The organism is Lysobacter capsici, assembly GCF_014779555.2.
Lineage (GTDB): Bacteria > Pseudomonadota > Gammaproteobacteria > Xanthomonadales > Xanthomonadaceae > Lysobacter > Lysobacter capsici.
Genome location: NZ_CP094357.1, coordinates 785,008 through 797,010, shown reverse-complemented (window position 1 = coordinate 797,010; position 12,003 = coordinate 785,008). Strand labels below are relative to the sequence as shown.

The following is a 12,003-nucleotide window of genomic DNA, read 5'->3' as shown; positions in this document are numbered from 1 at the left end:
TCCCGATTCCCGATTCCCGATTCCCGATTCCCGATTCCCGATTCCCGATTCCCGATTCCCGATTCCCGATTCCCGATTCCCGATTCCCGATTCCCGATTCCCGATTCCCGATTCCCGCGCCTCAAACCTGAGCCGACAACAGACTCGGCAGAAACCGTTCCAGCGCCGTCTTCACCTGCGCCACGCTCAAGTCCGGCTGCGAGATCGCGCGCATCGCGAGCCCTTCGATCAGGCATTGCAGCATCAGCACGCGGGTGTCGACTTCCTGCTTCGGCACGCCCAGACCGCCGTCCTTGGAACTGCGCTCGAACCAGGCCGCCAGATCGGCGCGGAATACCTTGTCGGACGCGTGCGTGGCCGCGGCGATTTCTGGATCGCGCGTGGCCTCGGCGGTCAGTTCCAGGAACAAGGCCGCGCTGGTGATGTTGGGATCGTTCGCCTGCCATTGCTGGAACACTTCGGCGATGCCCGCGACCAGATCGCTGGTCGCGTGCAGCTTGGCCACATCGGCCCGGGCCTCTTCGAGCTGGCGCTCGATGATGGCCAGGATGATGTCGTTCTTACCCTTGAAATAGCGGTAGATCAGGCCGGCGCTCATGCCGGCCGTATCGGCGATGTTGGCCATGCTCGCGGCATGAAAGCCATGCACGACGAAGCATTTCTGCGCCGCGACCAGGATGCGCTCGCGCTGAGCCTGCGCGCGCGCCTCGGCCTTGGCGGTGGGCTTGCCCGCGGTGCTCATTGGCTGCGCTCGTTCCAGCCACCTCCAAGGACTTTGTAGAGCGTCACCCGATTGGTCTGCTCGCTCAGGCGCGTGGTCACCAGGCCCTGCTGCGCGCCGTACAGCGTGCGCTGCGCATCGAGCTGATTGAGGTAGCTGTCGCGGCCGGCCTTGTAACGCGCGGTCGACAGCTGGTCGGCGCGCGAGGCCGCTTCGACCAGCGCTTCCTGTGCCTGGCGTTGTTCGGCCAGGGTCTTGGTCAGCGCCAGGGCATCGGCGACATCGCGGAAACCCGACTGGATCGCCTTCTCGTACTGCGCCAACGCGATCTTCTGATCGGCCTTGGCCGAGGCCAGGCCCGCGCGCAGCTTGCCGCCCTGGAAGATCGGGATATTGATCACCGGGTTGACCGACCAGGCGCGCGTGTTCGAATCGAACAGGCCCGACAGTTCGGTGCTGGCGCTGCCGAACAGACCGGTCAGGCTGATCGACGGGAAGAACGCGGCGCGCGCGGCGCCGATGTTGGCGTTGGCCGCGAGCAGGTTGTGCTCGGCCTGCAGCACGTCGGGACGACGCAGCAGCACTTCCGACGGCAAGCCGGACGGCAATGCGCCGACGCCGCTGACTTCGTCGGTCAGCCGTTGCGGCAACAGCGACGGATCGACCGGTTCGCCGACCAGCAGATTGAGCGCGTTGATGTCCTGCGCCACCTGCCCGGCATAACGCGCCGCATCGGCGCGCGCCTGCTCGACCTGGGTCCGCGCCTGGCTCACTTCCAGGCCCGAAACCGCGCCGAGCTCGCGACGCTTTTCGGTCAGGTCGTAGGCCGACTGCTGATTCTTCAAGGTCGCTTCCGACACCGACAGCAGTTCGCGATCGGCGGCCAGGGTGAGGTACGCGTTGGCGACCTCGCCGATCAGGCTCAGCTGCGCGCTGCGACGCGCTTCTTCTTCGGCGAAGTAACGCTGCAACGCCGACTGGCTGAGGCTACGCACGCGACCGAACAGATCCAGTTCGAAGTTGGTGATGCCCAGACCGGCGGTGTAGGCGTCGGTGACCGGCTGATTGTCGCCGCCGCTGCGCTGCAACTGGCCGATCGCGCTGACACCCGGAACGCGGTCCGCGCGCTGGATGCGGTACTGCGCGCGCGCCTTCTCGACGTTGAGCACTGCCACGCGCAGATCGCGGTTGTTCTCCAGCGCGCGGCCGATCAGCGTTTCCAGGTTCTGGTCGGCGAAGAAATCGCGCCAGCCGATGTCGGCGACCGTGCCGGCCACAGCCGGCTGCGAGCCGTCCGCCGCCGGCGTGGCGCCGGTGAATGCCTGGGTGGTCGGCGGCAACGGCCACTCGCCCGGAATCGCCGCGTCCGCGGCCGGCACCTTCGGCGCCAGGCTCAGGCAACCGGTGGTCGCCAGCGTGATCGCCAGCGCCAGGGCGTGAATCGAAAACTTACTCATGGCTCTGCGCTCCTGCCGAACCCTGCTGCGAGGGCGCGTGCTTTTTCCTGACGAACACTTTCTCCACGACCACGAAGAACAGCGGGACGAAGAAGATACCCAGGAAGGTACCCACGACCATGCCGCCGAGCACGCCGGTACCGATCGCGCGCTGCGCGCCGGAACCCGCGCCGCTCGCCAGCGCCAGCGGCAACACGCCCAGACCGAAGGCCAGCGAGGTCATGATGATCGGGCGCAGGCGGTCGCGTACCGCGGCCAATGTGCCGTCGATCAGGTTCATGCCCTTTTCCAGGTTCTCCTTGGCGAACTCGACGATCAGGATGGCGTTTTTACTCGATAGACCCACGGTCGTGAGCATCGCCACCTGGAAGTACACGTCGCGCTCCATGCCGCGCATCCACGTCGCCAACACCGTGCCGAGGATGCCCATCGGCGCGATCAGCAGCACCGAGGTCGGGATCGCCCAGCTTTCGTACATCGCCGCCAGACACAGGAACACGATCAGCAGCGACAAGGTGTACAGCAGCGGCGTCTGCGCGCCGGCCTGGCGTTCCTGATACGACAGGCCCGTCCATTCCAGACCGATGCCCGGCGGCAACTGCGCCACCAGTTTCTCGACTTCGGCCATGGCCTGGCCCGAGCTCACGCCCGGCTTGGCTTCGCCGTTGATTTCCAGCGCCGAGACGCCGTTGTAACGCTCAAGACGCGGCGAACCGAATTCCCAACGGGTGGTGGCGAACGCCGAGAACGGCACCATCTCGCCCTTGTCGTTGCGCACGTACCAGCGATTGAAATCGGTCGGCGCCATGCGGAACGGCGCATCGGCCTGGATGTAGACGCGCTTGACCCGGCCGCGATCGACGAAGTCGTCGATGTACTGGCCGCCCCAGGCCGCCTGCAGGGTCGAGTTGATGTCGGCGATGCTCAGGCCCAGTGCCGAAGCCTTCTGATTGTCGACGTCGACGCGGAACTGCGGCGTGTCCTCCATGCCGTTGGGACGAACGTTCTGCATGGACTCGTTCTTGCCGGCCATGCCGAGGAACTGGTTGCGCGCGGCGACCAGGGCATCGTGACCGAGCCCGGCGTTGTCCTTGAGATAGAACACGAAGCCGTTGGAGTTGCCCAGTTCGAACACCGCCGGCGGCGCCAGCGCGAACACGAACGCATCCTTGATCTGCATGAAGCTGCCCATCGCCCGGCCGACGACGCCGTTGACGCTGTTGTCGGGCATCGGGGTCTTGCCGAAGCTGCTGATCCAGCGCCAGCGATCGCCCCAGGTGGTGGCGCGCTCTTCCCACGGCTTGAGCTGCGAGAACGCCATGCCCGCGTTCTGGCCGTTACCGGCGAAGCTGAAGCCCTGCACGGTGAACAGCGAATCCACCGCCTTGTCGGAGAGGAACTGGTCTTCGACCTTCTTGAGCACTTCGCCGGTGCGTTCCTGGGTCGCGCCGACCGGCGCCTGCACGATGGTGAACAGAAAGCCTTGATCTTCCTGCGGCAGGAACGAGGACGGCAGACGCAGGAACAGCACCGCCATCAACGCCGCCATCGCCGCGAACACGATCATGAAGCGACCGGCGCGGGTGACGATGCCGCGCACCACGCCCTGGTACTTCGTGTTGCCGCGGTCGAACTTGTCGTTGAACCAGCCGAAGAAGCCCTTGTCGGACGCGTGGTGGCCCTTCTCGATCGGCTTGAGCATGGTCGCGCACAGCGCCGGGGTCAGCACGATCGCGACCAGCACCGACAGCGCCATGGCCGAGACGATGGTGACCGAGAACTGGCGGTAGATCACGCCGGTCGCGCCGCCGAGGAAGGCCATCGGCACGAACACCGCCGACAGCACCAGGCCGATGCCGACCAGCGCGCCGGTGATCTGGTCCATCGACTTGCGCGTGGCCTCGACCGGCGACAGCCCTTCTTCGCTCATCACGCGTTCGACGTTTTCGACCACGACGATGGCGTCGTCGACCAGCAGGCCGATCGCCAGCACCACCGCGAACATGGTCAGCATGTTGACCGAGTAACCGAACAGCGCGAGCAGGCCGAACGTGCCCAGCAACACCACCGGCACCGCGATCGTCGGGATCAGGGTGGCGCGGAAGTTCTGCAGGAACAGGTACATCACCAGGAACACCAGCACGATCGCTTCGAGCAGGGTCTTGATCACTTCCTCGATCGCCACGCGCACGAACGGCGTGGTGTCGAACGGCGTCACCGCCTTGAGGCCCTTCGGGAACGAAGGCTTGAGCTGCTCGAGTTCGGCCTGCACCGCCTGCGCGGTGGCCAGCGCGTTGGCGCCGGTCGCCAGCGAGATCGCGATACCGGTCGCGGGCTTGCCGTTGAAGCGGGCGATGGTGGTGTAGTCCTCCTGGCCCAGTTCAACGCGGGCCACGTCGGACAGCTTCAGGATCGCGCCGCTGGCATTGGCGCGCACGACGATGTTCTTGAACTGATCGGCGGTCTGCAGGCGATCCTGCGCGGTGATGGTCGCGTTGAGCTGCTGGCCCTTTACCGACGGGGTGCCGCCGAGCTGGCCGACCGCGACCTGCGCGTTCTGCGCGCGCAGGGCGTTGATGATGTCGGTCGGGGTCAGCTTGTAGGTGTTGAGCTTGTCCGGGTCGAGCCAGATCCGCATCGCGTACTTGGTACCGAACAGCTGAGTGCTGCCGACGCCGTCGACGCGGGCGAGCGGATCGACCAGATTCGCGGCCACATAGTCGGCGATATCGGCGCCGGTCATGCTGCCGTCCTCGGACACGAAGCCGATGACCTGCAGGAACGCCGAGTTGGCCTTCGACACGCTCACGCCCTGCTGCTGCACGATCTGCGGCAGCAACGGCGTCGCCAGCTGCAGTTTGTTCTGCACCTGGACCTGGGCGATGTCGGGGTCGGTGCCGCTTTCAAACGTCAGGGTGACGCCGGACTGACCGTCGGACGAGCTGGTCGCCGACATGTACAGCAGGCCGTCGATGCCCTTCATGTTCTGCTCGATGATCTGGGTCACCGAGTTTTCGACGGCTTTCGCGGAAGCGCCGGGGTAGGACGCGTTCACCGATACGGTCGGCGGCGCGATGGTCGGGTACTGCGAGATCGGCAGCTGGGTGATCGCGATCGCGCCACCGAGCATGATGATGATCGCCAGGACCCAGGCAAAGATCGGGCGATCGATAAAGAACCGTGCCATGAATTTCTCCGATTACTGCTTCGGCGCGGCGGCGGGGGCCGCGGCCGGCTTGGCCGGCGCTGCGCCCTTCTCGGTCGCGTCGACCGGCATGCCGGGGCCGATCTTCTGCAGGCCCTCGACGATGACCTTGTCGCCGGCCTTCAGACCGCCCTCGACCAGCCACTTGTCGCCGATGGCCTGGCTGACCTGCACTTCGCGCGGCTCGACTTCGCCCTTGGCGTTGACGACCATCGCGGTCGCCGCGCCCTTGGGATCGCGCGAAATGCCCTGCTGCGGAACCAGCAGCGCGTTCTGACGCACGCCGGTGCCGACCAGCGCGCGCACGTACATGCCGGGCATCAGGATGTTGTCGGGGTTGGGCACCACCACGCGCAGCAGGAAGCTGCCGGTGCCTTCGTCGACGGTGACTTCCGAGAACGCGAGCTTGCCTTCGAGCGGGTACTTGCTGCCGTCTTCGAGCACGATCGTCACCGGCGTGACCGCTTCGGTCAGGGTGCCGGCCGCGATCTGCTTGCGCAGCGCGAGCAATTCAGCGCTGGACTGGCTGATGTCGACATGCACCGGATCGAGCTGCTGCACCACCGCCAGCGCATCGGCCTGATTGGCCGTGACCAAGGCGCCCTGCGTCACCGCCGACTTACCGATACGACCACTGATCGGCGAGGTGATGCGCGCACGGCCGAGAATCACGCTGGCGCTCTGCACCGCCGCGCGGCCCGAGGACACATCGGCCTGGCTTTGCTTGAGCGTGGCGACCGCGGTTTCGTCGTCCTGCTTGCTGACCGCGTCGATCTTGACCAGGTCGCTCGAACGCCGCGCATTCAAGCGCGCCGAATTCAACGCCGCTTCGCCGCGCGCCAGGGTCGCCTTGGCGGTTTCCAGATCGGCGGCATAGGTCTTGTCGTCGAGCTGATACAGCGGTTGCCCGGCCTTGACCAGACCGCCCTCGGTGAACAGGCGCTTCTCGACGATGCCGTTGACCTGCGGCCGGACCTCGGCGATCAGCGACGCGCTGGTGCGCCCCGGCAGCTCGCGGGTCAGGGTGACGGTCTCGGGCTTGAGGGTCACCACGGTGACCTGGCCCTTCTGACCGCCGGGGCCGCCAGGCCCGCCTTGTTGATCGCCGCCCTTGCCGCAAGCCGCGAGGGCGAGGGTCAGGACAGCCACGGAGATAGCAGCGGGCACGCCGGAAAAAGCGTTACGGGACATAGACTTGCGCGACGGCATGGGGGAGCCTCAGGTCGTTGTTGCGGTCAGACAGACCGCGGCCACATCGTAGAATGAACGATCATTCTCTTTTTTTGGATGGGCGAGGTCAAGCGGGTCTGAGGAGTTGCCTGGGCGGGGTTGGGGGTTTGTGTTTGATTGTGTTGGGGTTTTTGCTGCGGAGCAGCATTGAGGGGGCTGATTGGGCAAAGAATCGCTTAGCTACTTAGCTGCTCTCGCCTGGAACCCATAACCCCTCAAAGGGGCACGGCAGGAATAGCGGCTCAACCACTATTAGCTAGTTCATTGACTACGTGGCTGTGCAAGTCCAACTGCGGAACGCCCGCTTCGGCCTGGACCCAGCCAACGTCACCGTGAGCGGCAGCATCGGCTACAGCAACGACCTGAGCAGCTTCAACCTCGCCACCGCCGGCCCGTTGGGCTGCGCGGCCGAACCCACCTACAGTGCGGCCGTCAACGGCATTTTCTTCTGACCAGGCCCTAAGCCCTATTCGATAGCCGCCATTAATTTCACAAATATTATCAATACCCCAGTTGCACTCATTGTAAAAATTAACAACACGGTAATTTATCGCTGGCCCGATACGGCCTCCAGCCGCTCAAGTTCGGCCTGCGCACTTTTATTTCCTTGCCTCGCGGATCGTTCAAGCCAATATTTGGCTCTTGCCCCCCAATAACCGGGCAATGGCTTCTTTAGATACAGCATCCCAACATTGTATTGCCCAACATCGTTACCATTCTCGGCAGCAATAACCGACCAATACTCGAATGTATCCGGCCCACTTGGGAATTTCATGTACCACGCTGCCAATCGGACAGCTTCCCGCCCTCCGCCTGCCAACGCAATCGATTTCAATCCCTCTATCTCGCTGGAATCTGGCATGGAAAATGATACTTCCTGCGGCACCGATACCTGCTTATTCCCCCGCCCGGAAGCCGCATGATCCCCGCACCCCGCGACAAGGGCACCAACCATCACGAAAGGAGTAATTTTCACTTACCACCTCCTTGCGGAAAGAAAACCAACCAACTTCCGACCGTATTAGGAATCGCGGCACCGCCTTTACCTAGATTTGCGTCAGCCAAGTAAGTAGTTCCATCAGGCCGATAGAACACATAATTGTTCGGAGCTACAACAGGCTTGCCCAGAGCATTAGCAAGATTTTGCGCGAAATTTCCACCGCTCTTGGGACCTCCCGTGTTGCAGCTCTGGAGCATCACGTAGCCTTTATCTTTGAATACCGGATCAGCCTTAATAATTCCCGCCAATTGCTCAGGGTAGACGACCTGTCCAGTACTATTAAGCATGAATTCTGGATTGCCATGCCCCGCAACTGTATATGAGCCCACCGGGGAATGAAGTCGTCTTGCACTGGCTTGAAAGTGACCATCACTTCCATTGAATAAATTCAATTCAGCTTGCAATCCGAGAGGGTCACGAAGCTGAATCGGATTTTGAGACGAATAAGCATATCCACTAATACCGCCGGCAAGGCCGATTGGGTCACTCTGTACATAGCGCCCTGTGCCTGCTTCGTAATCCCGGAAGAAGTTGTAACTCAACCCACTCACCGAATCGAACCGCTGCCCCGGAAACCGCATATCGAACACGAACGCGGTCCCATCCATATCCGGATCCTGATTCGGCGCGCTGTTGCCGAACGCCTCACCCTTCAGATCCCAATTCCACACCGCGACATTACGCACCGGATCGATCACCACCCGCGGCGTGCCCAGATGATCGGGCTCGACGTAATGCAGCTTCTGCTGCGCGCCGCCACCGGCCAGCAGGCCCACCGGCAGATCGTCCATCCAGATTGCCTGCTGGATCGTCGCGCCGTTGCTGTCGTATTCGCCCAGCCAATGGCCCGATTCGTCGTACACCATGTAGCGGTTGTAGGTATCGGTGTACTTGCGAACCTGCTCGCCCAGGCCGTTGTACAGATACGTCATCTTCAACACGCCGCTCTGCTTGACTTGGCTCATGCGGCCGGCGTCGTTGTAGACGAAGCTGTTGGCGTCGATATCGGTGGTGTTGCCGCTCGCGTCGTAGCCGCGCAGGCCGCTATTGCCGACCTGAGCCAGACGATGACTCGTAGCCGGATACACATAAGTCTGCGTGCCGCTGGCTTGAGTCAGGCTCAGGCGATTGCCGGTCGCGTCGTAACTATAGGTCTCGATCGGCGTATTGCTGGGGCCGTCGCGCAGATGAGTCAGGCGGTCGAGGCCGTCGTAGTCGTACTTCAGCAGCGGCGTGCTGCTGCCCGCCAGCGTGAGCTGGTTGAGATTGCCGACCACGTCGAAGCCGAAGCCAACCGACAGGCCGCCAGAAGACGAATCAGTGACGGCCGTGGTGCGGTAATCCAGATCGATAGGCCGCGCCAAAGTACGACCGTTGCCGTAGGTCCAGCCCGAGACCGGCCCGAACGGGTGATACGCCGCCTGGCTCAACAATGCCTCGGTAGTTGCGCCCGCAGCCGCCCGTTTAGTATCGACCTGGCTCACGCGGCCTTGCGCGTCGCGTTGATAGCTCACGACCGCGCCGTCGGGATAGGTCACGCTGCTCAACTGCCCCGCTAGCGTGTACGCATAGCGCACCGCGAACACCTTGCCGTTGGTGCTCTGCACCTTGCGAACCATGCGACCGAAGCGGTCGTAGCAGTACTGAGTGCTGCCGCTCGCGTCGGTCACTAGCGACAAGCGGCCTTTGGCGAAGGTCTCGCCTGCGGCGCAAACAGTGGCCACCGTGTCGTATCCGTAGCCGACATTTAGACTCGTTGTGGGGTACGCAACGGCAATCACGCGGTTGAGCGCGTCGTAACTGTAGGTGCGGGTGATGCCACGCGCATCAATTTCGGTTTTTCGATTGCCGGTGCTGTCGTAGGTATAGGTTGAAACGCCGGTGTCGGGGCTGGTCAACTGGATCTGATCGCCGAAGCCGTTATATCCGTAACTAGTGTCGAGGCTTTTAGGGTCGATGACCTTGGTCAAACGATCCAGAGCGTCGTATTTGAATTCGGTCTTAGCGTTGATTCCGCCGACATCTTGCAGTGACTTCGCAAGCCGGTTCAGCGGATCGTAGTCATTGTCGATCTTGCGACCCAAAGCATCGGTAGTGACTTCGCCGTTGCCGTTGGCGTCGTAGGTAAAGCCAGTCGAATGGTCGTAAGCGGTCTTTGAGGTAGCCAGTTGGCCCAACTGGTCGTACACACGTGACAAAGTCCGCCTCAGGCTTCCGTCACTCCCCAGCGTGTCCTCTTTGATTCGATTCCCAGCATTGTCCAGCGTCAGCTGAACACTATTGCCGACGTTGTCGTGGACACTGGTCAATCTATGTCCGGCGTCGTAGCCATATCGAATAAAGGACCCATCGGCCTGAGTAATCTTCTTGACCAAGCCGGTAGGCTCGTACTCGATTTTGGTGACGACATCGTCGGCTTCTACGCCGTCATCGGGGCCACGAACTTTACTGGAGACCAACCAGCCACGAGCGTTGTACTCGAAGTCCGAGACCACCCCATCGGCATTGGCCAAAGAACGAACTCTGCCGGCCGCGTCGTATCGCAGCACCTCCTTCGATTGATTCAAGGCATTGGTGATCCTGCGAAGATCACCCTTGCGGTAATCACAAGCCACCGAACCGGTGGCGCAGCCAGGCGCATCGGCGGTGTAGTAGGCGTACTGGGTTACGTCGGCCACATCGGTCCGCGAGCCGTTCTGAGATCGAACCAAACCGACGAAAGGACAAGCGCCCGCACTGACATCGGCCTGCTCGCAATACGCGTTCTCGGACGTTCGCACCGCACCCGAAGACGGGGCGATTTGGTCAACGGCGATCGCTTGTCCGCGAGCGTTGTACCTCCACGCAGTCTTCTTCGCGAGCACTCCGTTCGCATCGTAAACCCGTCGCTCAGCCGGAACGTCGAAGAAAGCGTCCCAATCTGTCTGGGTGGTTCGCTTGCTTCCTGTGCTGTCATTTGCGGCGTCTATTTTTTGCAGCAGCAAACCGCGCGCGTTGTAATCGTAGTCGGTCATCACTCCACGCGGATCGGTTTTCAGATCCATGTAACCGTTTGCATCGTAGGTGTAACTGGTCGTACGCGTAGCACAGCCCGAGCACTGTTCTTGGACCGACGACGCTTTCTTGACGCCCACTGCCGTGGTGAAGGAGCGTACTTGGACGCCGCCATTAGGCGTGGTGACTGTCGCCGAACCATTCGTCCCATATACAGACGAAAACTTCTCCACCCCTCCCGCGTGCTCCGTGGATTGCGCCCTCCCATCCGACGCGTAAGTAAAGATGGCGTAGCGCTGACCGTCCTCGCGCGTGATTCCGGTAAGCGCATTAGGGAAGTTACGGCCGCCTGTGTAGGCCGCCTCGTTGTAGTGATAACGACGCTGTGCACCGTCGGGATAGGTCACTGTTTCAAGGTGATTCTGCGCGTCATAACCGTAGTTGTACTCACCGCTCGCCGGATCCAGCATCTTGATGATGCGCAGATTGTTGTCGTACTGGAGAGTCAAGTAGCGTCCGTCTTGAGACTCGATCCGGGTCACCAGATAGTCACTGGGCGTATTGGTGACGGCCATGCCGCCGTTGTAGGTGAAGGCCAGGAATGTGCCGTCGGCCCTCACGATGGTGCCGAGCCGGCCTAACTTGTCGTACTGTTCGACCTCACGTCCGTCGCGTGGCGTATATGTCCAACCCGACAACTGACCCGATCCATCGGTGTTGATCGCGAGCTTGGCATAGACGTCCGCATCGGCTCGCCATTGACCGGCAACGTAGTTAAAGACAACGCTGGTACCTTCTGGGCGGTACAGCCTCACAGCCTGTTGCCCAAGGGAATCGCTCAGATGTTGCAAGCGATAGCTGTAGGTGTGCCTCCAGTTCCGGCCGAACTGCTCCGACGGCGTCGACTCATGGCTGTTGTAATGCCGCGAAAACGAGAGCCAGGGGCCGGCCTGTAGGTCGTCTTCTCTTTGGTATTTGTTGCCGATCGCCAAGTTGATCGGATTGCCGCAGTGGGTGCTTGGTGCCATACAACTCGGCGGCCCCAAATTCTTCTCCGGCGCGTAATCGTACTTGGTACCGCGCACGGTGCCTTTTCCGCCACAAGTGCCGTGCAACGTCATTGTTGCAAAACGCCCCGTGAGACGTCCATCCGCATGATTTTCCAGAGTGTAACTGCATCCCGGAAATGCCGATGGCCAATCATTTTTGTACTCCGCCCACCAAGCCTGGACGTCACTCTCCACCGACGGGAAGCGCGGATTGTTCCAATATGCATAATCGTCGTAATAGGGAGCGTCATAGAAATCAGCTGCTTCCGCGCGCCCCACCACCGAGACAGCCTGCAACAGAAACAGAAGATTCACGATTCTTTTAAACTGAAAATTGAGCCCCACTC

Annotated in this window: 7 protein-coding genes; 1 reads left to right on the top strand and 6 read right to left on the bottom strand. The window is 61.9% G+C overall.

The window, feature by feature from the left end:
• Nucleotides 1–121: 121 nt before the first annotated feature.
• The 4 genes from IEQ11_RS03190 to IEQ11_RS03175 are packed head-to-tail and all read right to left on the bottom strand — an operon-like array spanning nucleotide 122 to nucleotide 6,574.
• Complete coding sequence (locus IEQ11_RS03190) at nucleotides 122–742, bottom strand: TetR/AcrR family transcriptional regulator (protein ID WP_036109060.1); 621 nt, start codon at nucleotides 740–742, stop codon at nucleotides 122–124.
• Nucleotides 739–2,178 (bottom strand): efflux transporter outer membrane subunit, encoded by a 1,440-nt coding sequence (locus tag IEQ11_RS03185; RefSeq protein ID WP_191821243.1) that lies wholly within the window; start codon nucleotides 2,176–2,178, stop codon nucleotides 739–741. Before IEQ11_RS03185 ends, IEQ11_RS03190 begins: the two co-directional genes overlap by 4 nt.
• Complete coding sequence (locus tag IEQ11_RS03180; RefSeq protein ID WP_191821244.1) at nucleotides 2,171–5,365, bottom strand: efflux RND transporter permease subunit; 3,195 nt, start codon at nucleotides 5,363–5,365, stop codon at nucleotides 2,171–2,173. Before IEQ11_RS03180 ends, IEQ11_RS03185 begins: the two co-directional genes overlap by 8 nt.
• Before the next feature lie 12 nt (nucleotides 5,366–5,377).
• Nucleotides 5,378–6,574: an efflux RND transporter periplasmic adaptor subunit gene (locus IEQ11_RS03175; protein WP_046659973.1), complete on the bottom strand. Its 1,197-nt coding sequence runs from the start codon at nucleotides 6,572–6,574 to the stop codon at nucleotides 5,378–5,380.
• Nucleotides 6,575–6,885: 311 nt separating this feature from the next.
• Between IEQ11_RS03175 and IEQ11_RS03170 the strand changes: the two genes are divergently transcribed.
• Entirely contained in the window at nucleotides 6,886–7,065 is a 180-nt protein-coding gene (locus IEQ11_RS03170; protein WP_191821245.1) for a hypothetical protein, read from the top strand.
• A 95-nt stretch (nucleotides 7,066–7,160) separates the two neighbouring features.
• On the opposite strand, the gene IEQ11_RS03165 is transcribed toward IEQ11_RS03170, so the two are convergent.
• Together IEQ11_RS03165 and IEQ11_RS03160 are read right to left on the bottom strand one after the other, a co-directional pair.
• Nucleotides 7,161–7,589, bottom strand: coding sequence for a sel1 repeat family protein (locus tag IEQ11_RS03165; RefSeq protein ID WP_191821246.1), 429 nt, complete (start codon nucleotides 7,587–7,589; stop codon nucleotides 7,161–7,163).
• On the bottom strand, nucleotides 7,586–11,971 hold the full coding sequence (locus IEQ11_RS03160; RefSeq protein WP_247024711.1) for an RHS repeat-associated core domain-containing protein: 4,386 nt from the start codon (nucleotides 11,969–11,971) through the stop codon (nucleotides 7,586–7,588). The genes IEQ11_RS03165 and IEQ11_RS03160 overlap by 4 nt, the downstream gene beginning before the upstream one ends.
• Between the last annotated feature and the right edge of the window lie 32 nt (nucleotides 11,972–12,003).